The organism is Candidatus Hodarchaeum mangrovi (assembly GCF_975850365.1).
The window spans coordinates 1-23385 of the sequence record NZ_CDLCQJ010000044.1 but is presented as its reverse complement, the minus strand read 5'-3'; the positions used below and the strand labels follow the sequence as shown (position 1 = coordinate 23385).

At 32.4% G+C, this 23385-nt stretch carries 25 protein-coding genes; 13 read left to right on the top strand and 12 right to left on the bottom strand.

The genetic code is table 11. The features are described from left to right. The first annotated feature begins 86 nt into the window (after positions 1 to 86). Positions 87 to 986 carry an alpha/beta fold hydrolase gene (locus tag ACWVCY_RS04935; protein WP_455140767.1) on the top strand — a complete coding sequence of 300 codons (900 nt, stop codon included), beginning with the start codon at positions 87 to 89 and terminating at the stop codon, positions 984 to 986. Positions 987 to 1421: 435 nt separating this feature from the next. Then, the gene (locus tag ACWVCY_RS04930) at positions 1422 to 3479 is read left to right on the top strand and encodes a prolyl oligopeptidase family serine peptidase (RefSeq protein ID WP_455140766.1); all 2058 of its coding nucleotides are present in this window, start codon (positions 1422 to 1424) and stop codon (positions 3477 to 3479) included. A gap of 179 nt (positions 3480 to 3658) precedes the next feature. Here ACWVCY_RS04930 and ACWVCY_RS04925 read toward each other — a convergent pair whose 3' ends face one another. Beyond that, positions 3659 to 3985, bottom strand: coding sequence for a large conductance mechanosensitive channel protein MscL (locus ACWVCY_RS04925; protein ID WP_455140765.1), 327 nt, complete (start codon positions 3983 to 3985; stop codon positions 3659 to 3661). Between the two features lie 556 nt (positions 3986 to 4541). Then, the gene (locus tag ACWVCY_RS04920) at positions 4542 to 5474 is read right to left on the bottom strand and encodes a GNAT family N-acetyltransferase (protein ID WP_455140763.1); all 933 of its coding nucleotides are present in this window, start codon (positions 5472 to 5474) and stop codon (positions 4542 to 4544) included. Between the two features lie 193 nt (positions 5475 to 5667). Here ACWVCY_RS04920 and ACWVCY_RS04915 point away from each other — a divergent pair, with 193 nt between their 5' ends. After that, positions 5668 to 6390, top strand: a complete 723-nt coding sequence (locus tag ACWVCY_RS04915) for a hypothetical protein (RefSeq protein ID WP_455140761.1) — start codon at positions 5668 to 5670, stop codon at positions 6388 to 6390. A gap of 34 nt (positions 6391 to 6424) precedes the next feature. Here ACWVCY_RS04915 and proC read toward each other — a convergent pair whose 3' ends face one another. Further along, positions 6425 to 7276, bottom strand: a complete 852-nt coding sequence (proC, locus tag ACWVCY_RS04910; protein WP_455140759.1) for a pyrroline-5-carboxylate reductase — start codon at positions 7274 to 7276, stop codon at positions 6425 to 6427. Positions 7277 to 7540: 264 nt separating this feature from the next. On the opposite strand from proC, the gene ACWVCY_RS04905 reads away from it, so the two are divergent. After that, on the top strand, positions 7541 to 7993 hold the full coding sequence (locus ACWVCY_RS04905) for a GNAT family N-acetyltransferase (RefSeq protein WP_455140758.1): 453 nt from the start codon (positions 7541 to 7543) through the stop codon (positions 7991 to 7993). A gap of 39 nt (positions 7994 to 8032) precedes the next feature. Here the strand turns inward: ACWVCY_RS04905 and ACWVCY_RS04900 are convergent, their stop codons facing one another. Both ACWVCY_RS04900 and ACWVCY_RS04895 read right to left on the bottom strand, forming a co-directional pair. Beyond that, complete coding sequence (locus ACWVCY_RS04900; protein WP_455140756.1) at positions 8033 to 8464, bottom strand: GNAT family N-acetyltransferase; 432 nt, start codon at positions 8462 to 8464, stop codon at positions 8033 to 8035. Positions 8465 to 8754: 290 nt separating this feature from the next. Continuing rightward, positions 8755 to 9324, bottom strand: a complete 570-nt coding sequence (locus tag ACWVCY_RS04895) for a flavin reductase family protein (protein ID WP_455140754.1) — start codon at positions 9322 to 9324, stop codon at positions 8755 to 8757. A gap of 134 nt (positions 9325 to 9458) precedes the next feature. On the opposite strand from ACWVCY_RS04895, the gene ACWVCY_RS04890 reads away from it, so the two are divergent. Further along, positions 9459 to 9959: an N-acetyltransferase family protein gene (locus ACWVCY_RS04890; RefSeq protein WP_455140768.1), complete on the top strand. Its 501-nt coding sequence runs from the start codon at positions 9459 to 9461 to the stop codon at positions 9957 to 9959. Between the two features lie 102 nt (positions 9960 to 10061). Beyond that, on the top strand, positions 10062 to 11243 hold the full coding sequence (locus ACWVCY_RS04885) for a M28 family peptidase (RefSeq protein ID WP_455140752.1): 1182 nt from the start codon (positions 10062 to 10064) through the stop codon (positions 11241 to 11243). Positions 11244 to 11352: 109 nt separating this feature from the next. Here ACWVCY_RS04885 and ACWVCY_RS04880 read toward each other — a convergent pair whose 3' ends face one another. Both ACWVCY_RS04880 and ACWVCY_RS04875 read right to left on the bottom strand, forming a co-directional pair. Further along, positions 11353 to 12210, bottom strand: a complete 858-nt coding sequence (locus ACWVCY_RS04880) for a hypothetical protein (protein WP_455140750.1) — start codon at positions 12208 to 12210, stop codon at positions 11353 to 11355. Between the two features lie 245 nt (positions 12211 to 12455). Further along, the gene (locus tag ACWVCY_RS04875; RefSeq protein WP_455140748.1) at positions 12456 to 13136 is read right to left on the bottom strand and encodes a class I SAM-dependent methyltransferase; all 681 of its coding nucleotides are present in this window, start codon (positions 13134 to 13136) and stop codon (positions 12456 to 12458) included. A gap of 160 nt (positions 13137 to 13296) precedes the next feature. Between ACWVCY_RS04875 and ACWVCY_RS04870 the strand changes: the two genes are divergently transcribed. Continuing rightward, the gene (locus ACWVCY_RS04870; RefSeq protein ID WP_455140746.1) at positions 13297 to 14724 is read left to right on the top strand and encodes a dihydrolipoyl dehydrogenase; all 1428 of its coding nucleotides are present in this window, start codon (positions 13297 to 13299) and stop codon (positions 14722 to 14724) included. A gap of 113 nt (positions 14725 to 14837) precedes the next feature. Here the strand turns inward: ACWVCY_RS04870 and ACWVCY_RS04865 are convergent, their stop codons facing one another. From ACWVCY_RS04865 to ACWVCY_RS04855, 3 genes are read right to left on the bottom strand one after another with little or no spacing between them, the layout of a single operon-like run. Continuing rightward, the gene (locus tag ACWVCY_RS04865; protein WP_455140744.1) at positions 14838 to 15785 is read right to left on the bottom strand and encodes a CPBP family intramembrane glutamic endopeptidase; all 948 of its coding nucleotides are present in this window, start codon (positions 15783 to 15785) and stop codon (positions 14838 to 14840) included. A 25-nt stretch (positions 15786 to 15810) separates the two neighbouring features. Next, positions 15811 to 16551 (bottom strand): RDD family protein, encoded by a 741-nt coding sequence (locus tag ACWVCY_RS04860; protein WP_455140743.1) that lies wholly within the window; start codon positions 16549 to 16551, stop codon positions 15811 to 15813. Continuing rightward, on the bottom strand, positions 16538 to 16906 hold the full coding sequence (locus ACWVCY_RS04855; RefSeq protein ID WP_455140742.1) for a PadR family transcriptional regulator: 369 nt from the start codon (positions 16904 to 16906) through the stop codon (positions 16538 to 16540). Before ACWVCY_RS04855 ends, ACWVCY_RS04860 begins: the two co-directional genes overlap by 14 nt. Positions 16907 to 17324: 418 nt before the next feature. On the opposite strand from ACWVCY_RS04855, the gene ACWVCY_RS04850 reads away from it, so the two are divergent. Continuing rightward, positions 17325 to 17894, top strand: a complete 570-nt coding sequence (locus ACWVCY_RS04850; RefSeq protein WP_455140740.1) for a metal-dependent hydrolase — start codon at positions 17325 to 17327, stop codon at positions 17892 to 17894. A 12-nt stretch (positions 17895 to 17906) separates the two neighbouring features. Here the strand turns inward: ACWVCY_RS04850 and ACWVCY_RS04845 are convergent, their stop codons facing one another. Then, positions 17907 to 18365, bottom strand: coding sequence for a hypothetical protein (locus tag ACWVCY_RS04845; RefSeq protein ID WP_455140738.1), 459 nt, complete (start codon positions 18363 to 18365; stop codon positions 17907 to 17909). 159 nt (positions 18366 to 18524) lie between these two features. Beyond that, complete coding sequence (locus ACWVCY_RS04840) at positions 18525 to 18806, bottom strand: hypothetical protein (protein WP_455140736.1); 282 nt, start codon at positions 18804 to 18806, stop codon at positions 18525 to 18527. Between the two features lie 198 nt (positions 18807 to 19004). On the opposite strand from ACWVCY_RS04840, the gene ACWVCY_RS04835 reads away from it, so the two are divergent. The 5 genes from ACWVCY_RS04835 to ACWVCY_RS04815 form a co-directional block, all read left to right on the top strand. Further along, entirely contained in the window at positions 19005 to 20726 is a 1722-nt protein-coding gene (locus tag ACWVCY_RS04835; protein WP_455140735.1) for a tetratricopeptide repeat protein, read from the top strand. Positions 20727 to 20815: 89 nt separating this feature from the next. Next, the gene (locus tag ACWVCY_RS04830) at positions 20816 to 21373 is read left to right on the top strand and encodes a hypothetical protein (RefSeq protein ID WP_455140733.1); all 558 of its coding nucleotides are present in this window, start codon (positions 20816 to 20818) and stop codon (positions 21371 to 21373) included. A gap of 159 nt (positions 21374 to 21532) precedes the next feature. Continuing rightward, entirely contained in the window at positions 21533 to 22369 is an 837-nt protein-coding gene (locus ACWVCY_RS04825; RefSeq protein ID WP_455140731.1) for a DNA adenine methylase, read from the top strand. 141 nt (positions 22370 to 22510) lie between these two features. Then, on the top strand, positions 22511 to 22936 hold the full coding sequence (locus tag ACWVCY_RS04820) for an MBL fold metallo-hydrolase (RefSeq protein ID WP_455140729.1): 426 nt from the start codon (positions 22511 to 22513) through the stop codon (positions 22934 to 22936). 180 nt (positions 22937 to 23116) lie between these two features. Then, the coding region (locus tag ACWVCY_RS04815; protein ID WP_455140727.1) for an MBL fold metallo-hydrolase at positions 23117 to 23385 on the top strand (269 nt) is incomplete at its 3' end.

Genomic DNA, 23385 nt, shown 5'->3' with positions numbered 1-23385 from the left:
TGGACATATAAGGAATCCTTCCCCTTTCTTGATAGTTGTAAAGTTACAAATATGGAAAGCTTCAACTAAAGTTTTGGAGGATATATATGAAAAATAATTGCAAAAAAGATTATATAAATGTAGTGGACATAAATCTCCATTTTATAGAAAATGGAACTGGTGATCTAATAATTTTACTGCATGGTTTTCCTGATTTTTGGTATTCTTGGAGATATCAGATTCCTGCACTATCAAAAACATTTCGAGTTGTTGCACCAGATTTACGAGGATATAATGAAAGCAGCAAGCCAGAGGGAGTTGAAAATTATTCAACTTCTCACCTTGTTGAGGATATCAGTCATTTGATTGAAGCATTGGGAGAATCAAAAGCTATCATTATCGGCCACGATTGGGGTGGGGCTATTGCCTGGAATCTCGCCATGATGGCTCCTGAGAAATTATCTAAACTCATCATTATTAATTGTCCTCATCCTGCTGCTCTTTTAGACGCATTCTGGTCTATGCGTTTCCAACAATTACAAAAAAGTTGGTATGTATTCTTTTTCCAACTCCCTAAAATTCCTGAAGAGATCCTGAGTCAAAATAATTATGAAATTCTACAACGAATGGTCTTTGGATCAATAAATAGCAAAGAAGCATTTACAGAGGAGGATATGCGATTTTATATAGATGCATGGTCACAACCAAGAGCCTTGGAATCCAGTATAAACTATTATCGTGCGAACTGGAATATTGCTCAGATATTATCAATTAAAAAAGAATTACAAGGTGATTTTCTTAGAAGATTTCCCAAAATAACTCGTCCAACTCTTGTGATTTGGGGAGAGAAAGATGTGGCTCTGGATATTTCTTTAACTTCTAATTTGAAACAATATTTTGATAGTCCTTTTCAGATAATTTATCACCCTGAATATGGTCATTGGGTTCATCTTGAAGCACCTGACTTTGTAAACAATGCAATTTTATCCTTTCTTACCCAAACATAAGAAGAATTTAATGAAGGCAATGAAGAGTTTCATCAGATTGTTTATCATAAGAGTATGATACTGATATCTTGTGAATCGCAATTCTGAACCTCATGATTCTTCTATAAATTCTTAATAAATCCAAAGAAAAAAAATGAATAGAGAACCTATCTATAATTGCTGTATTCTCACATAGTTCTCCACTTATAGCCGTTATTGAAACGAATACAGAATTAATTGTAGTAACAGAAAATTCCTTAATAATCGTGTCTTTTGGATTATAACAAGTGTTGATCTTAATATTAAATATATTAAATAAAATTTTGTTAAAATAATTCATTTTTGAAGTAAAAATATTCTAAATTAATTTGTTTATTCCCCACTATACTGACCTATCTAATCAGAATTTGTTTTTCAGTCACAACACAATATATAGACAAAATTTTGGTAGTTAAAATGGATAAGTTAAATAGCAATTTGTTAAAATACCCAGAAACTCGCATGGAACCAGTAGTAGAGACTATACACGGCATAAAAATAACGGATAATTATCGTTGGTTGGAAAAAATTGATTCACGTGAAGTGCAAAGCTGGATAAAAGCCCAGAATGACCTTTCACGTTCAATCTTAGACCAAATACCTATCCAATCCAAGATTTATAAACGAGTTAATGAGCTCATTCGTATTGAAGAAACATTTTTACCTAAAGAAACTGAAAAAGGATGGTTTTATAATAAAAAACATCCTGATGCACAGCAACCAATTATCTATTTTCGATCTAAAGACACTGGTATAGAAAAAGTCTTTCTAGATGTTAATAAAATGGATCCTACTGGTCTAAGTTCCATTGATATCTGGGAACCAAGTCCCAATGGGGATTATTTTGCATATGGTGTATCGGAAAAAGGATCAGAATGGAATACTATCTATATTATGAGGGTTTCTGATAAAATCCTTTTAGAGGATCAAATACAACGAATAAAACCATTTTCACCTTTAGTTTGGAATTCAACTAATTCTGGATTATATTATATGCGATTTCCTAACCCAAAGGATGTTCCAGTAGGAGAGGAGAATTTTCATTCTCATATACGTTACCATCAAATAGGAACTGCTGCAGATGAGGACCCTACGATATATCGAAATCCTGAGAAAATTCATGAGTATCCTTTTTTTTCTGTTTCTCCAGATGAATCCTTTATGATCATTACAAGCTACAGATTTACAGAGTCCGATCTTTATTGTGTAGATCTGAAAACTTTAGAAGTAAATCCTATTCTGGTTGATAGTAAGTGGTTATTTGAAGTAGTGGTTGGAAAAGAATATATTTACATTAAGAGTAACCACAAAAATCCTCACTTTTCTCTATTTAGGACTAAATTAGACAAGTTAGATATAGCAAATTGGCAAGAAATTATTGTCCCTCGGGACAATGATACACTCGAAACATTTTTGCTAGTTAAAGAGAAACCTGTTGTAAAATGGTTACGCCATGTTTCCAATCTAATAGAGGTCTACAATCCAGAAGGTGATTTACTTTGGGTAATTGATCTTCCAAATCAAGGAACTATCTCCACAATTTTGAATGCTTACATTACTTTTGAGAGATTAAGTCTTCATTATACCTCTTGGGTTGAACCACCCTTCATTATAAATTTCAACGTCGAAACTGGACAAAAGGAAAAATTTACAGAAAAAAAAGTGCCAAATCTCGATCTCGATAGTTTTAAGGTAAAACATGAATGGTATATATCCAAAGATGGAACTAAAGTTCATATGTTCATCATTCATAAAAAGGATTTAAATTTTAATGGAAATAATCCAACTATTTTATATGGTTATGGTGGATTTGGGGTCAGTTTGACCCCAAGTTTTAGTGTGACATTTCTTAGTTGGATTGAGTTAGGAGGAGTAGTTGCCATTGCTAATTTACGTGGTGGTGGGGAATTTGGGGATGATTGGCATAAAGCTGGACGATTAGGTAACAAACAGAATGTTTTTGATGATTTTATTGCTGCTGCAGAGTTCTTAATTCAAGAGAGATATTGTTCATCAAAATGTTTAGGAATCTATGGGGGGAGTAATGGGGGACTTTTAGTTGGTGCTGCTGCCATCCAAAGACCTGATCTTTTTAGTGCTGTTTACTGTTCTGTACCTCTTTTAGACATGTTAAGATATCAAAATTCTTTGTTGGGGGCAACTTGGATTCCTGAGTATGGAGATCCTACCGATCCAAAACAATTTAGTTGGTTGTATGAATATTCACCATATCATAATGCAAAACAAGGTCCATATCCCACAATCATGTTTCATACCGCTGAATCTGATTCAAGGGTTGACCCAATGCATGCAATGAAGATGGCTGCATTACTCCAGAATATTTCAACATCTAAAAATCCAATTTTACTCTGGGTGGAGACCGCGGCAGGTCATGGAATAGGCATGCCAACAGGTAAACTCATACAACGCGCTACAGATGTTTTAACTTTTTTTTCATGGGGATTATATTCATAATTCTCATTTTTTCTCCAGTATCATGCTCTGAATAGCTTCATTATTTATTTTAAATTTAAGGTTTGTATTTTCTACTATTATCTTAGAAAAAATTAACATTGGAGAAAATAAGGAAAGAATAACAGAATAGGTGTTATTCTCTCCCAAAAAATGATTATAATTCTAGTTTAGAATTAGTTTTAATCAATTTTGTATTTTTTGCCAAGTTTTACAATAAGGAAGATGACAATTGCCACTATAAGAAATGTTATTAACTGGCCAATAAAATGTCCAATTAAGAACTCAGCTTTCCCTACTGAGAATACAATTTCATCCCATGATATGTCTCCTATTGGTAATAACTCCAAGATAGGCATGATAAGGTCGTTAACGAGTGCTTGAACTAAAGCGCCTAAATAAATCGCCATTATAAAGGCAACAGCCAGTCCTAACACTTTATAATTTTTTAAAAAGTCTCTAAATTCTTCTAGAAGGTTTTTTGGTTTTTCTACTGTTTCAGATCCCAATATATTCACCGTAATTACCTAGTCATAATAGCATATTTCACTTTTGGGGCTTAAACTCAAGGAAGATTAAACATTCGCGTAGGGGGCTTCAGCTATACCTAAATTTGATGCTCATGAAATTACGCTATTAACAGCTCAAGCTTTAGATTGGATGGGTTGGACTACTGAAAATACTATACCATAGTAATGAAGAATGGACTCTCTTTCTTCTGTTTATTATCTAAAGATTACTAATAGATTATAGACTTTATTCACTAAGATAAATAGGATAAAAAAGAAATAAATCGAGACTTATCATTGTTTGAGATTATAGAATATTATCAAAAGGAAATCAAAAACTTGGATTGTGGATATAAACTAAAAGATAAAAATATTACTCTTTTAATTTAGGATTTGATCTTCTCCTCTTAATCCCATTTAAAACAAAATATATAGCAATGGAATAAGATTTTCAATCATTTATTCAACCTTTGTTACGGAAGATTTTGGGATATCAAGTTTAAGCACAAAACAGGATTTCTAGGAAAAAATAAGGAGAATAGTTATTTCCCCTTTTCTACTGTTCATAAACAAAGTGCTTAGCCCCACGTGTTTCACTCAGTTTAAACCCGATTTCTTTATAATATTTTACCGCAGGATTATGCAACTCAATTGTGGCAACTAGTTTCTCAGCTTTTTGTTTATCAAAGTATGATTTGATGGCTTTAAGCATAGCTTTTCGAAGGCTTACTCCATCAGGAAACTCCCTGTCTAGAATCATTCCACCTAAATGGCCTTCGTTAGAAGAGTCAGATGATTCTGGTAATTGTGCACGGACGTACCCCGCAAGGTTTCCTTTCCAATAAATCAGAAAAGAATTTTCAGAGGACATTTCTCCTGATTCAAATCTCTCATTTAGTATTTTGAATGTGATTTCTTCGCCTACAACCGTCTCTTTTGAGTTACGGTATGCTAGAATATTATCAAAATCATTTCTGGTCAATGGTTTGATCTTAAAATCCGAGGAAAGTTCAAACGCCAAATCAGAGATGGGTAGATACATTTCACGTGCTTCCCGTTCTTCAATGATTTTAGCATTTTTTTGTTCTCTAAAATACTTGTTGGCCGTTTTAAAGTCAAATGAATAGTGAGTTTCAATTGTACCTGGGTTTTCCTTGCAATCTTCTTTTGCAAACTCATAAATCGCTTTGAAAAGGCGATCTATACTTTCTTTCGAGCGATATTCCTTTAAAATCAATGGATAGAAGATCCCATGGAATCCTCCGTGAATACGACATTCGGTATATCCTACTATCTTATTGTCTGGTGTTACAAGATATTTTACTTGCTCGGGCTTAAAGTTTGGTTCATTATGTCGTTTTTGTACTTTTTCAGCTGTGATTAAGACAGGATCAGGAATCATCTCTACAATCACATTGTTAAAAATTTCAGCTTGGGATTCTTCATCCCCTTTTTCATAATTTCTAATGGTTAAAGTTTCTTGAATCATTTTTTTGCCTCCTTACCTATTTTTATTAAATGATTTGAATGAAGTCATGAACTATATGATTATTCCATGATTATTGGAACAGTTCAAGTTAACATTGATTCATTCAAAAGGTATTTAATTCTTACTATTTTGGCATGATATCAAGATCCTTTTTAGCACTGGTAAAATTCACTGTTTTGACACTGGGATCAAGATGAATAAAAAACGAGAAATTTTATACAGTTTCTGGGAATCCCTTCCGACTCTTAAAGTCATTCCTCAATCAGAAGAAGAAATCTATGGACACAAGACTCGTTTGTATGTAATTCGAATACTAAGAACGGGAATATTAGAACAGGGGGATATTCCAAAGCGACGCCGAGCTTTGAATGCGCGAGAAATCCTGAAAATGTTAAAACAAAACGAATTAGAGAAAGAAATAGAGGAAGAAAGACCGATTGAACTTGAAGAAAGTCAGGAAGAAATCAAAGCTATTAGTCTCCAGAGTTTGTATTTCCATCTTCAGAAATTAGAGGAGGCAGGATTAATTCATACTGTCACAATTTTACGGGAAGGAAGACATAATACCGCCTATTATGGAAGAACTGCCCGAATATTCTTGCATACTGACCCCAAGAAGAATGAACATAAAATCGCAAAAGCTTTTACGGCTATTACCGAATTAGCGAGTTTAAAAAATCCAAATTTTGATCAAGTAAGAATGGAAGAGTTATTGGAGAGATTATTGCTTTTTGAAACCCAACGAAGAGAAAGAATATCCAAATGGTTGACACAGTACGAATCTACAATTATAGAAAAGAATATTGACCTCACAAGTCTTTTTAAATTTATGGAATTGATCGATACAATAAATCCTGATTATATCAAGCTTTTTCAAGACCTTCTAACAACTGTAAATTTAGATTCGTTACCTTAAAAGCGGTTTAAAGTTATTCTCAAAATCTCCATTTCTATACTAAATGATCAGAATAAGATAAAGTATTCTGGCCCAAATATTGAGATTTTTTTGTTGCTGCTTCTACTGCATCAATTAATATTGAGCGAAAACCCCTTGCTTCCATTAATTGTAATGCAGACGCTGTTGTACCTCCTGGGGACATGATAGCATCTTTTAAAACACCAGGATGTACATTCTGCTCTAATAAAAGCTTGGCTGCCCCCATGACAGTTTGTGCACTTAAAATAAGTGCTTCTCGTCGTGGGAGTCCAGCTAAAACTCCTCCGTCGGCCAATGCTTCAATAAATACAAATACATAAGCAGGGCCTGTCCCTGAAAGCCCTGTAACTGCATCTAGTAAATACTCTGGAAAGTGAAAGACCTTCCCTAAAGAGCCAAAGACAATTTCGACAATTTCTGAATCACGATTATCATTTCTAGTTCCAAGACTATAACCAGCTGCCCCTTCTCCAATCTGGAAAGGCATATTGGGCATTATACGAATACATCTAGCATTTCCTGTTAATCGTTCAATGGTTGCTAGTGGAACTCCAGCAGCAATTGAGATTACCAAATGATCTCTTGTAAATGCTGTCTGGAGCTTTTGAAGAGTTGTTTCGAACACTTGTGGTTTCACACATATGAACACAATATTTGATTGTTCTACCACTTGTTGATTATTTAATGCCGCATTAATATTCGTTTCTTCTACTAGAGCCATTAGATACTCGTTTGAAATGTCATATGCGATTATTTGATCAGGTTTAACCAATTTTTCTTTTAATAACCCTTTAATTAATGCTGTTCCCATTTTTCCTGTTCCAATCACTCCTATGGATTCAAATAATCGTGGTTTAGTATTCATAACCATTATTTCTCCTTGAATTTTCTTGATTGACACTAAAGTCACTTACTTATCTTTTTGTGCCTTTTTTATTATTTTTGACAAAAACTATTGATTCAAGAAAAGCATTGCTAAATTAGCCTTTGATTTGTGCAAGTAAATCTTTTCTCAATCACTCTAAAAATAGTAGAATTCTACTGATTTTTCTTTAAAATCTTTTGGAAAATTAATTTAAGCACATCTAGTTTTAATTTTTATATTCAATTTCATTAGAGATGACATTTCTTGAGCCTCACCTTCCGTTTAGCTAATGAATCGGACGAAGTCATTCTAGTCTCGCAATTCGACCATTATAACAACAAATTATTACAGAAAAAGCGCGCAGAATGTTATATATACCATAATAGCACATTATTTATGATTTTGAATAACGAAATTATAGGCCGTATTCAATGGTATTTAAAAGAGGATCCTAGATTTGGTATTGTTGAGTTAGAAGAAATTTTTGTTTCTGAAAGATATCGTTATAGAGGTTATGGGTTTAAATTTCTCAAAGCTGCCATTTCGATTATAAAAAAAAATACTATTCCATTACATTCGATTTATTTATTTGTTGGGGAAGAAAATCATGCAATGCAGACTATTTTGAAAAAGCTAGCTTTCAAGCAAATAGCTATTATTCCTGATCTTTTTCAAAATAATGAGAATGTTTATTTCTTTGTAAAATACTTTCAGTAAATTTTTATTAAAATATATTAGTAAATGGAAAAAAATATGTTATGTAGTTCTTAATTTTTGTACTTGATTCACAAACATTCCAGGAGCATCAGAAGCGCGTTTTTGAAAACCATAGTTTTCATAGAATTTCCAAAATCCTTTTGCTGCCATTAATCCGATGAATGCTGTAGAATCAACGTTTTCAATTAGATATTTAATTATCAGATTCATGATTTTTTTTCCTAGTCCTTTTCTTTGAAAATGGGGTAATACCATTACATCTTGAATATAGTAATAAATACCTGTATCACCAATAATTCTTCCCATTCCAATAATCTGATTATTATAATATAAACAAACGGAATATAAAGAATTTTTCAAAGATATATCAACTGCTGCATCATTAACCTTTGACCAACCCACAGCATTCCTTAGGTATTGATATTCTTCTACTGTAGGAATTTTTTCAATTAATTCATATGTAATTGACATTTTTCAAAACCTACTTTTACTGCATGACTAGCTCAAAATGATCTCATTCTCATTATGAGGAGGAGACAATTCAAAAACAAAAAATTTCATCAGTTTCTTATGTTTGTACTTTTATATCTGTTTATACCTTAAAAAACTTAAAGTAACGGCAACTTTAATTAAACGGATAAATTATTTAATTACCTTGGCCCATATTTTTAAAACCACTATTAAAAAAATGATAATAGACCATAAGATTAGTTCTATCAATCGTAATGGCTCTATATAATTACTAGATTTTCTAGATATGTCTAAAGCTTTGGTTCTAATGTCTCTTTCAAACATGTCGTAAAAAGATTTTTTCCTATATGTAAGCAAGGTTGATATTTCTCAATGTTATAAAGTTCGATAAAATAATCCTCTAAGGCATAAGCTGTAAGGACTTCTCCTATAATTAAGTCATGATCAGGTAAGGTCATTATTTTTTCTACTTTACATTCTAGATGAGCAATACATTCTTTGATTATTGGCACATTAACCTTTCGAGCATTTTGGGGTGTATATTGAGTATTCTGAAATTTATCATGATTTCTTCCTGATCTGCGTCCACAAAATAGAACATCACGTGCCTGCATGAAAGTTGGAATATTAACAACGAACTCTCCTCTTTCTTTGATCATTGGATATGTATACCTTTCAGGCCGAATACTCATCGCAATTAATGGTGGATCAACATTCACAGGAATAATCCAAGCGACGGCCATTACATTTATTTGGTCATTTCTATCCTTAGCGGTTATTAAGCATGTGTTATATGGATGCAATAGATATAAGGATTGTTTAGGATCGACTTTATGTTTTTTTACTTGATTTTGAGGCATGAGTTTTTTATTTAAATATAGGATTTTAAAATTACTAATTAAACACTATTTATGTAATCAATCTAAATTCTTCTCTTATTTTACTAGAGATTCCTTAACAGAAAAAAATTCTAAAGATAAATTTGGAGGTGTAAATAATTATCTCTATTTTAAAGGCAAATTTAGACCAAGATGTTAAGGATATTGTTTTTTTAATAAACATTTGTCGCCAAGAGGAAACAACAATCCTAGATTCTTATACAGATGAGGAAGAACGAGTTTTTCTTAAGAATCTTAGACCAAGAGAAGCTGTTCTAGTAGCTAGAACAGACCAAGATGAATTTTTAGGATTTGCTTCAATTATGCAACGCTTCGAAAGTACTCGCTTAAGTCATTGTGGGGAAACTGGGACTTGGGTTATGCCTAGCTTTCGTCGACAAGGTGTTGGAAAATCTCTTTGGAAAAAAGGTATTTTTCCTTGGTGTCGTAAGAATGGTTTTAAGCATCTTGGGTTTTTTGTTATGGCAAACAACAAGACAGCTTTATGTTTTTATGAGAACTTAGGATTTCATATTTGTGGATATCATCGCAAGCTAATTTTGAGTAATAAAAGTGGTTATAGTGACGCCCTAGAAATGGAACTCTGGATAGATTAGAGGGAAAATCTATGAGATGTAGGTATTAACCTTATGAAGTAAAAATATATACTAATCTAATGCTATTCTGCTCCTATGTCTATTTTGGATAAAGCGATCAATTTGGTTGATCTCGAAAATCTTTATCAACATATTCTTGCTCTCGAAGGTGAAAAACACTCCCTTGATTCGTATGATGCATTAATTCAGGGTGCGAGATATATTAAGGAGGTTTGCGCAAATTATGGCCTTGATGTACTAGAATATCCTATTTCAGTGCATGAGTTCAAAAAGGATTTTTACAATGTAGCAGCTTTTCTTGATATTTCCCTTAAATCCGAGCCTGCGATTCTTATTACAAGTCATTTTGATACTGTTGCAGGTACTCCAGGAGCTGATGATAATGCTAGTGCTATTGCTATTATGCTAGAAGTAGCTCGAGTCTTTAAGACATTAGGTTACAAACGCAATTTAATTTTTGTTAGTTTTAATTTAGAAGAATGGACCCCATACTTCCAACAAAATACACGAATGATTGGTAGAGCAAATGGGGTTTATGATTCGAAATTTCGGTTTACTTCATACCGTGTAAAACAAGCATACGAGATTTTTATGAAACTTTTAAGAAAAAATATCTATACTAAACAGCATCTTGATGATGATCAATTTGAGAAATTTTATACTGAAGTTTCTCCTTTAAAGCTAACTGGTTCAGAGCAACAATTCTTTGCTGAATTGAATAATTTTTACATAAAACAGGGTGAGTATGATCCTCTGGGGACTTCATTTGTGTTAGGTAGTAGTGCTTTTGCAAAAATGGCTTCAGAAAGCATGAATGTTATGGCTGTTCTCAATCTTGAAACGATCGGTTATACCTCTAAAAATCCTCATTCTCAAACTCTACCTTCAGGAATGACTCTTGAAATTTTTGAGGGATACAGATTAAATAAACAGGATATGATTGGGGATTTTGCATCAATCTTTGCCGATGAAAATTCGGGATTTTTAGCAGAGATTTTCCTAAAAAATGCGCAATATAAAGCAATTGATCTTCCGTGTGCAAGTTTAACAGTCCCGTTACATTATAGCACTATTAAACAGAATTTCCCTGATCTTCTCCGGAGTGATCATGCCCCTTTTTGGAAACATGGTATCCCAGCATTACTAATCTCTGATTCAGCTAATTTTAGAAATCCATACTATCACACGGGTGGAGATACAATTGGTACCTTAGATTTTCATTTCATGAAGAAGGTTTGTCAAACAACGATTGCTACAATTATTGAATTAATGAAAGAGAAATGAAAGAGAAACACTTCTCTTTTAGCTTGTTTAATCCATAAAGAAATAGGAGATATTTTTTTGCTTTCAATTGCAATATTATATTCTATGGTTTTTAAAAAAATTGCAGGTATTATTCAAGTGTACGAATTTCCTGTAGGAGCTCTAGAACTTCCTGTAATTTTTGATCCAGTAATTCAACAGATTTTTCTTTTTCATTGACTGACAAATTGTCTTTCTCAATAAGATGTATTGCACTAGCAATTATTTGAATGATATTTGCTAAATCATGGCTGTATTTATCTTTTAATTGAAAATTATACAGGTTGGATCGACTATTTTCAAGATGAATTAATAAAACAACCGTCATCACCGTTACTGCGATAGCAAATGAATTGATAATAGTTAATGCCACTAAATCCTCGATTTGTGAAGAGGTAACACTTAAATTTATGCCTCCTAAAGTAAACAGAGAAAAAACAACCATATGAATGGTCCCAACTATAACCATTGCATAAAACCATTTTACACTCTCTCCAACTGTTTCTTTAAAATTTTGACCTTCAATAAGACCAAAAATATATAAGAACATTAATATTAAAAAACTACCTAAGATAGAGAATGTAACAGCAGTTGATAAATTAAAAATAATAAGAATTATTAACGGGGAGACAATTAATACTAGAGTCACAAAAAATATGGTTTTTACTGGTATATGATAGAAATAGACAATAATACTTGTTGATATGAGAAATGAGCCTACTAACGTTGATATTCCAAACAGGAAATCGAAGATTTCAACTAGATTGACATCTAATGAAAATTGTGAAATAAGTTGTAAAATACTCCCAAATGTCCAAATACTCCACCCAGCAACTTGGGCTTTAAATCTTTTATTCTTTCTCTGAATAAGAAAATCAATACCCACCCCTAATCCTATCATTCGAATAAATGCTAGCGAAATTTGATTGAAAACAACAATGACTTCCATTATAATCCATCAACAAAAAAATGTGGTAAGATAATTTCTATTTTTTCAAAGAAATACATAAACATTTAAATAATTCTATTTTTAGGAAAAATAAAGAAAATTAAGGATAATTCCTTTCAAATCATATGAAATGTATTCTTTAAATCTAAATATGGAGAACTTGATCTCATTGAGCTATAATGCTGATGAAATCTGTAGACTATCTTCTTCCTCATCTATTATCAGTATAAAATCAAAACATTAATCTATTTTGACATAATTTTCTGTAAAATGTAAAATATTGATCTTGCTTTCGAGGGATTGGTTTTGAAATTATCTATCTCTTGTTGTTGTTGTTCTAAAACTTCCAGCACTGAAGAATCTTTCACAATTCGTTGTCTTAATTCATCAATTCGACTCTCCAAAGGTCTATAGTAATCTACCCACCACGCATCCTTAGGTAAGGCAAAATAATCCAGTAATTTATAGTTATATTTTTTTATCAATGTTCTACTAGTTGGCAACGTCTTTATATCATCATGAATAACCAAAAATCCATTAGTCTTAAGCAAACGTCTCCATTGTTTTAAACTCTCTTCAAATCGAATGAAATACCCCACTCCCTCCGCCCAAATTAAATCAAAACTTTCATCTTGGAAATTCATTTCATAGAAGGAACATTTTATAGTTTTTATCCTATTTTCTAACTTTTTTTCTTTGATTTTTTTATTAAGCTTATCTAAAGCTAATTGATCAGTATCTAAAGCAATTATTGTCCCAGTTGTTAACTTTGCTAGCTCCATCGTTGGAATTCCAGATCCACAGCCAATGTCAAGTATAAGGGGATTATCCAATTTAGGAAGATTATGAAACGCTTTTCGTGTGTATTTAAGGAAGTTAGCTCGAAATTGATCGCGATTTATTTTCTCTAAGATATTTTCAGACAAAAGTATTTCTCTCCAATGTTTTATTTCTTGATAAAATAGAGTCTTTTTCCATGAATTTTTTCTAAAAATCGAATCATTGATCTTTAATATGATTCAGCTTTTACTACTTTCTTATATTAAAAGTCCTAATAAATATCGATACTAAACCTAAGGTGATTGGATGAAGAAATATGATCTAATAGTTATAGGAACTGGATCTGCGATGAATCTAGTGGGGCCGATTCTTCAACAGAACCCATCAATGAAAGTTGCAGTTATAGATAAAGATCAACCTGGGGGGATCTGCCTAACGCGTGGGTGTATTCCCTCAAAAATCTTACTTTATCCTGCAGAATTAGTTCGCGAAATTGAACATGCTAAAAAACTTGGTATCAATGTTGAAATTAAAAGTGTTAGTTTTTCTGAAATTATGAGCCGAATGAGATCATTGATTGATGAGGATATTGAGCACATTAAGGAAGGCCTATCTCATGCAGAGGATATTGATTATTATCCTACTATAGCAGAGTTTATCGCTCCCTATCAACTTAAGGTTGGAGATGAAATAATCACTTCAAAAATGATATTTCTATGTACAGGATCTAAATCTATTATACCTCCTATTAAGGGGCTTGAAGAAATTGGCTATCATACTAGTGATAGTATTTTACATCTCAAAATGCTCCCTAAAAGTATGATAATCATTGGAGGAGGCTATATTGCTGCAGAATACGGCCATTTTTTCTCTACTATGGGATCAAAAGTGATAATCATTGGTAGAAATCCTCAATTTCTTCCTCAAGAAGAACCTGAAGTTTCAAAGCTAGCTAAAAAAGAGCTCTCGAAGCATATGCAAGTTTTTACAAATCATGAAGCTCTCGAAATAAGACTCAACGGAGATTTCAAGGAACTGACGGCTAAAAATAGAGATAACGGTAGTTTGGTTAAGTTTTCAGCTGAAGAAATTCTTATTGCAACAGGAAGAGGGTCTAATAGTGACATTTTACATCCTGAGAAAGCAGGAATAGAAACTGATGAAAACGGATGGATTAAAGTAGATGAATATCTTGAATCCTCTCAGTCAAATGTCTGGGCATTTGGAGATGCCAATGGAAAATATCTCTTTAAGCATGTGGGAAATTATGAATCAATGATAGTTTATTATAATGCGATCCTGAAGAATAAAGTCAGGGTGGATTATCATGCAATCCCTAGTGCAGTATTTATGTATCCAGAAATTGCTAGGGTAGGGCTAGGTGAAAAAGAAGCCATTAGAAAATATGGTGAAAATAATCTCCTGATTGGGTATCAGAAATATGAGGATACAGCTAAAGGGATGGCTATGGATGTTAAGGATTTTTTTGTAAAAGTTATCCTTGATAAGAATCAAAAAATTTTAGGAGCACATATTATTGGACCACAGGCAAGTATTTTAATTCAAGAAATCATTACTCTTATGTATACACCAGAAAAAAATAGTTATCCAATTAATCGAGGTATGCATATTCATCCTGCCCTGAGTGAAGTTGTTGAAAGAGCATTTGGTGGATTGATGCGACCAAGAGATTATCATGCCTTTCTAGAGGGAGTGACTCGTCACCATCATTGATCCTTTTTAGATGGGTTAAATTTCCTTTAAAAACATCATTTCCTATCCCTATAACAGTTTCTGAGCTTAGCAATTATAAAATAAGAAGAAAAAGATGAGCTAACTCAACCTTTTTACCTTCTAACTTCTCCCGATATTATCTTTCCTTGTTTAGACTGAACTTCGAGGTGAAGATTTAGCGAAAGAATCTCTGAATCATTTCTGCGAAGTTGGATAAGCTTGTACGCAACTAATAAAAAGCCTAAAAACGAAAAACCAAAGATAATTACCCAAAAAATGAAAGAAATATCGATACCAATCTCAAAAATTGTTCGTACGGCATATTCTTCCGCAAGACCACTCCACCAATAGGAAAAACTAAAGATATCAACAATAGTATGGCTAATAATCCCTGGTAGTAATGAATTAGAAGAATACGCTAGTATTCCCCAAAGTATCCCAAATACAAATAGATGGAATAAAACTGGTGCAGCCCATACTTGATGAAGATGCAATATAACGAACATGAAAGCTACAATCATGATTCCTATTGTAGGCCCATAGCGCTGTTCAAGGGGAGTTTGCATATATCCACGATAACCAACTTCTTCGAAGATACCAGCTTCAAGTGCTGCCATAATGATGAATATGATGACTGCCCAAAGAGGGTAATCACCATAATTAATACCTATGGTAAACGTTTCTTCAGGAAAGTCAATTAATCGAAAAGTTAAAATTAGAGCTGATTGGATAATTACTACAAGTAGTACTGCTGCAACCAGACTCCATTTCCAGACATTTTGTGTCAATTTTATCTTTCGAAAATATTTTTTTCTGATCTCTATTGCTCTAACTGGCCTTGTTTGTCCACTGAAAAACCTCCAGTACAACCAAAATATAGCAATCATGATCAGAAAGGACCATGGTGCTGGAATGAATGATATGGTAACTAACCATCCAACTATACCTATTTCACAGACAATAACTCCTATTATTATCACTTGAATTATTACAGGTATTTTTCTCCATAATCTGATCACTATTTGATCTGTATGATTCTTCATTTCATCATTCCTTTCCATAGTATTCCATCTCTGAAAAAATTAGTTAAGCATGTTTAACTACAATAGTTTCCGCAAGTATGTCAAAACCTCTCTGTCTTTGTGTTTTCTCTGGATTTTGCTGCTCTAAAATGATACCTAGAATAACATCAACAGGTAAAAATCCTCCGAATATTTTGGTTAAATTACGGACAATTGCTTGTTGCCATGTGATTTTAATTCCTGAAACATCTACAACAGATAATTTAAGCAATTTTTTCCCCATAGTAGCTGAATAATAACGTTCTAACATCACGAGGTACCCAAAAAAGATCAAGATTGTACTTCCGAATATGAAAAATAGGACTGTTAAAAACACAATAACTTCCAAAAATGTCAGATCTAATTTCATAGCAATTGGTTCATTCCATGAACTTGCAAAGAATTCCGATAATTGGTCAATAGGTACAAATAATGCGAGCAGAGCTAAAATCCCTCCTCCAGTATAGAATAGCATAAAAAAACCTAAAATTACCATGTCAATGAGATAAGCAGCTATTCGAGTCCACCAACCTGCTCGTTCTGTACCCCATTCTTGACTCTTGGTAAAATTTTTAGCCACATCTCTGGCTGATCCAAAGACCATTGAAGGATTATTACTTTTTGAATCTTCCATGGCTGATTGGATGTCCATTCGTAACCCCTTAAGTAGATTATTCTTCAGGGAAGAAGGATAAGGAAGTAGTTCACTTATTTCTTTAACATATCGATTTATATTATTTATTCGATCTCTTTCATCTTCTTTCATTTTTTCTTGACGCTCCATGAGTCTCAATCAATTCTTTAACCAAATCTTGAAACTCCATCATACTTTGTTCTAACAACTCCAAAAACTCATACCCCACTTCTGTTAGCGAATAGAAGTTTTGTTGAGTTTCCTCATCTTTTCGAACTGTAATGAACCCCTCCTCTGTAAGTGTTTTTAGAATTGGATATATATTTGACCCAGCTATGATGTATTTTCCTTGAGTTGCGCCAGATAGCGTTTTTATTATCTGATACGGGTAGTGAGGTTCTTTAGTAAGTACCAAAAGTACAAAAGGTTTAGAATAGCCCTTCTTGAACTCTTTTTCCCATTTAGCTAATTCTTTCTGTGGTTCCAATGATTTCAACTCTACTTAATTATACTATAATTCATATATATATAACTTATAGTATAGGCAATAGTACTTTTTGTACTCTCTTCAATGATATCAAAGGAGAAAGAAATATCAATAAATCAGTTAAAAAAATGGTTGTATTTCAAAATAAATTAATATTTAATCTTTCTACTCACTGAAAGTGCAATCGTTTGAAATATCGATATTTTATTATTCGATTTTAATGGGAGAAAAAATAAGAAATATTATTCCAGAAGTTAACTAGTTTTGTCGGAATATTTTCATTTATAGCGTTATATTAACAAATATTTAGACAATCAAGGCATTTTTTCCGAATTATTTGACATTTAAAACTTTTATACCTTTAATTTAGAAATTAAACATTAGTAGTTTTTCTCCCTAATCTAAAGTTGTGTAAAATATGGTTGGATTCTCTTCGCATTTTGCAATTGGATTAATGGCCTCGCTTCCTTTTGTAATTCTAGATAAGAAAGGTCGCTATCGTACTTTAATAGTAGGGGCTTTTGCGGCTACTCTTCCTGATATTGATGCTCCGGGTGTTTATTTTGAATTTATTGAACATCGGGGTTTTGTACATTCTCTATTGATGTGGATTCTTGCCAGTATTATAGCTTTAATCTGTACATTCTTATTAGCTGGATATGAGTATAAGCGTAAAAAACAAGATTCTTTTTCTGAAGTGATGTTAGATAAATTTTACTATTTTGGAGCATTCGCTATTGGTTGGTTAACGCACTTGATTGCGGATTTTGGTTTTACCTCCTATGACGGTCAAAAAGGAGCAATTTTAGACCTTACTTGGGATCATCTTTTTATTCTTGATAATCTCATGGGTCTTTTAGTAGCAATTTTCCTTGGGGTTATAATTTGGTTTGAAATTCGAGATAAACCTCTGAGAACTGATGCTGTCGGTCGATTCTATCGTTTTCAACAAAAATTTAAACCATTTTCGAAAGATAAGGATAAATAACTTATTAAAATATCATTTGAAGTTTTTTATTATCTTTCTATCATATACCCACCATATTATGAAGAAGATTCCAAAAATTATCCAATCAATCATCCAGAAAAGGGGAATAGGAAAATCAACATTTAACAAATCCCAAAGAGGTGTCCACACGGGATCTCCCCAGTTCCATGTTTTCATGAAAACCCATTTAACAAACCAATGACCAATATCTTGGAAAAATTGTGCTAAAAACGCACCTCCAATAATTAACAACCAATCAGACTTTTCTCTGGTGATAAACGGTATGATCGAGAGTAACCCAATGATTAGAAAAGCATACATGATCCAATAAAATGGATAATTAAATTGCTCATAATCGAGATGAACAAATGCTTCTGCCTCAATCCCTCCAAGCACCAACGCAATAAAAGTAATCCAAACTATAATAGCTCCTTTATCATATCTATCTAGATCTATTCTTCGACTCTTCATTTTAAAATACCTCATTTATCTGGGTTCTAGGGGTCTATTTGTATTATCTTAAATCTGTTCTGTGTCTATTTTCTTTTTAACTCATTGATAATCAAAAATTACATCAAGAAAAAACATCCTGTTTGTAAAACAATTTGATTATCTATTCAAACCAGGACATTACTGAGTAGAATGATTCAATTTTTTTCTTTGTGTTTGAAGATACTCAATAATATCTTCCTTTTTGAAAACTCTACCTGTTTCATAACAAATCCAAAGCTCCTGCAATTTTTCAGGTTCTTCGGGTAAGTAATGTAACCCAATATTATAAATATAACCCGAACATAATTTTTTATACATTTCTTTCGGCAATCGTTTAGATTTAGGTATGTTCTTTTTTAACCATCGTTTTCCAATGATATGAGTGTCTCCAGGTTTTCCTAGAATTATTTTCCAAGACATTGGGATTCAATCATACCTTGATATTTTAAAAAAGTAAGGTATTAAACAGTCTAGAACTATTTAAACTTTTAGACCTTGAAGTACAGTATCTGGATTCAAGATTGATGGGGAATTTCCATTTCTCTCTGATCATATATTAACTCAATAATAATAGAATTACATCATTCAAGCTTTTCAGACTTTTTAGGAAGTGTTACTGTGAGATCCTTAATCTCGGACCCTTTTGATGGACCAAGCTGGTTTGAGAGAGGAAAATATCTTTATAGACGAAGTAAATTTAACGAAGCGCTTAAAGCTTTCAAACAATCCCTACGATTTAATCCTTCACATTTAGAATCTTGGTACTATATTGGTATATGTAATTTTAAAGAAAATCGATTGGTAGAAGCCGAAAAAGCCTATCTTAATGCCCTGAATTTGGACAAATCACATGTTGATTCATTATTTCACCTAGGTATCACTTTTTATAAGCAAGGTCGCATTCTTGAGGCCAAGAAAGTTTTTCAAGAAGTTATAAGTATCCAATCAAGTCATATAGATGCCTATAACAATTTAGGGAAAATTTTGTATAAACAGGGAAGAATTAAAGAGGCTGAAAAAATTTTTTGGTCTGCTTTATCTCATCATCCCAATCATCCAATGATTTTATCAAATTTAGGAGTTATTTTTGCTAAAGATAACCATTTGATAGAAGCTGAGGAAGCATTTCGCATTTCATTAGAATCGAAACCTAATATTGCTCGTACTTGGACTAATCTTGGATCAGTTCTAGAACAAATGGGACGAACCACTGAAGCGGAACAAGCTTATACGACAGCTTTGAAACACAAACCTGAATATAATAACGCTTTACATAAACTCAGAAATCTATTAATGAATATAGGACGGCCAATGGAATCTTTCAAATTTGCTCTTCTACTGGATGATAAAAATGTTAATGTTTGGACAAATCTGGGAACAATGTTAAAAAATGAAGCCCAGCTTTCTGAGGCTAAAATTGCTTTTAAAAAAGCATTAAAGATAGATTCTTCCTTAGATGATATCTGGATAAATTTAGGCGAAATTCTTGTTGAAGAAAATCGTTTTGAAGATGCTGAGCTTACCATTAAAGCTGCATTACATCTCAGGCCATATAATTCTTATGCTTGGAATTTATTAGGAGAAGTATTAGAAAAGCAAAAAAAATATATAGGGGCAAGAAATGCTTATAGAAGATGTTTAATACATGATCCAGAGTTTGTTTCTGCATGGAACAACTTGGGCCTTTTATTAAGTCATTTAAGAGATTTTAAACAGGCAAAAGAAGCATTTAAAACATTAATTAACATTCAACCAAATATGAAGGAAGGATGGTTCAATTTAGCAAATCTATTTAGCATGGAAGGAGATACAGAGAGTGCAATGCCAATGTACCAACATGCTCTTACCTGTTCTCCGAATGATCCAGATATTTGGTATAATTTGGGTATTTTGTTTAAAAAATCTGAAAACTTATCTGAAGCAGAAGGGGCATTTCGCAAAGTAGTAAAAATCTTACCAAATCACGCTGTTGCTTGGTATCATCTTGGGTTAGTGCTATTTCAACAAGACAAGCTTAATGAGGCAAAGAAAGCCTTCTTAACATCCGTACAACATGAGGAAAGTATCTCTCCTTCTTGGTATTTTTTAGGATGTATATTTTTTTCTGAAAAGAAATTTGAAAAAACTGAAGAATCGTTTAGAAAAGCGCTGAAATATGATCCCTCAAGTGCAATTTGTTGGGCTAACTTAGGTGCTGTCTTATTTCTTAAAAAAAGTTATGAAGAAGCAATTTACACTTTCAGAATGGCTTTAGTAGCTGCACCAGCGAATTGGTACTACAAGAAATCAGTGAAAAACCTTTTAGACAAATCACAGCAAAATTCATCTTTAATGAAGTAAATTTTTATGTACAAACATTCTTTTTTATTAAATTATTTTTTGGGTTGTTAAAGATTATAATTTAACTAACTAAATAAGATGGTTAAGAAGTGTGGAAATCAAAAGTTGAACAGAATCAGGATTCGTTAACGATTAGTCCAAGTTTTTCACGCATTCTTCAGTTTCAATTTCCAAGCTTTCTCCTTTTAATCATAAGTTTTTTCCTTTTTATCATTGGAATAGATAAAATTACTGGAGAGGCATCAAGGAATGATTTATTAGGTGTAAGTTTACCCTTTATTATGGGATCAATATTTTTAATCTTAGCTTTCAAATTTATATTAGGCCCTTTGCGGTCAAAAATGACTATCTCTGAGACAGGAGTTACTTGGACACATATTATGACATCCAGAATTATCAAATGGTCTGAAATCTCTACTATTACAATAATTTATTGCTACTGGTTACTTGAAGGAAAAAATCACACTTGGTTGAAAGAATTTCGTATTCGCTTGAAGAATCAAACCATAATTAAATTGGATTTGATTTATTATTCAAAAAGCCAACGAATCTACATTAAAAATACCTTTAAATCGTTTATCCGCAGATTCTCAGATATTAATTTGACAGTTGATTATGAAAAACGAGCAAAATTTTCTTTTAACTGAAATACACTGTGGCAGGTTATAATATTTTCTGGGTTGATTTGGCCCGAGGAACACCAGGTAGCATTATAAAAAGAACTATACAGCAGTTTTAACTTTGGAAACAAAAAACGTCTTTTATGTGTAATGATTAATTTAAAAGCATTGGAGATCTATCCTATATTGGCTTTCAATATGCGACTCCCTTCAAAATTAACTATTGCTAGTTATCCAGGTGCTAAAAACAATACAAAAAAACATAGGTCTTTATTCAGTTTAGTCCCACCAAGAATCCCCTTTTTAATTGAACCCTTCACTGGATTGGCCAATTTCTTTATTAGGATTTCACCTCAAGTTGAACAAGCTTGGTTGAATGATAAAGATCAAGAAATTTTTGCTTTACTCAAATGTATTCAGGATTCCGACCTTTTAAAGGAATTAAATGAATATATCAATGTACTCCCCTTTGTTGAACGTGAAGATTATTACCAATGGAAGAAGAAAGTATCGACTTCTTTATTAGAACAAGCAATAAAACGTCTAATAATTTTGAATTGTTCTCCAAATGGGGCTGGAGGAGGATATAGCTTTGAAAAAGCTCATTCTAATTGGTATATTACTAAGCCCGATAAACTGAGGTTAATTAATAGGATATTCAATCGTAAATCAGTAAATATAACCAATTTGGACTATTCTGAAGTTTTTAAACAACAAGCTACAGCTATAACTGATCAAGACCCATTTTGGTATCTTGATCCTCCTTATTATGATTCAACAAAAAAGGGGAATTTGTATGGGAAAGGGATGAATAATATTGATTGGCCAACTTTAAAATCATATCTTGGGGAACTCTCCGATTTATGGATTCTATCTAATCGGGATTCCATTTTTATACGAGATCTATTCGCAGAATTTTATATGTATAGTTACATCACTTATAGTGGTCCGAATAATACCTTTCGTCGTAATACCGAGTTAATAATCAGTAATTACCCTATTAAACTGAGATTTCAGCATTGAACTCGTAATTTTCACTCTCTGGGCCATTTCATTGAGGAATTTTTCATTATTGATTGTATATCAGCTTAGGAGACCTTCACGATCGAAAAGTTTCGAAGCTAACCATAAGACAATCACTATTACGAAGAAAATTGTAACCATGTGAAAACCAATTTTACCATCAGAACTTTTTCAGTAATTCATGGAAAAGTAACTATACACATTTTTAAAAAATTTTTTACAATTTCCCCGCCAAAATGCTCTTCACTTGGTTTTATTTTCAGTATTCAGAAAAAATTGCTTATAAATTTAGGAGATACAATATTTTTAGCAGAATGGAAATTAGATCCTCCATTTAAAAACCCTGATATCTTGATAATCCCTGTTGGAGGTCAAATGACAATGGGACCACAAAATAGAGTCGATTTTGTCGAATTAGCCCACCCAAAAATGGTTATTCCATGTCACTATAATTGGGATATTTTATTTTATAAAAAGAGGACAGATATTTCAAATCTTAGAAAACTCTGTGAAAAAAAGGATATTCTCTTTAAAGCGATGTCTCCATGTGAACAATGGGTAGTTTAATTCATTGAATATTCTAGAAAGCATCAGTAATATTTATTCTAAAATATACCTAGTTTATGGTAAAAATATCATTAAAATTTATCTTATAAACCGTCTATTCTTAATAATACTCTTTTTACCATTATCAATTCGTTTTAAAAGAAATTTTTTATTAGAAAAGGAGGATTAGGAGAGACAATCATGAATAAAGAAACTCCTTATCTCCAACAACTTGCTAACAACATTTTGTATTTTCCTGGACATGCAAATATTACTGTTTTAAATTTAGGAAAAACAAGTTTAATGATTGAGTGTGGGGGAAATATTGTAGAAACTGCTGAGATTCGAAAACAGGCTGAGAGTATTTTTATAAATAAGATAAGATATGTTGCCATAACACATTTTCATTCTGATCATACTCACAGTATGCCATTAGTTGAAGACTGTCAAATTATTGCATCAAAAAAGTC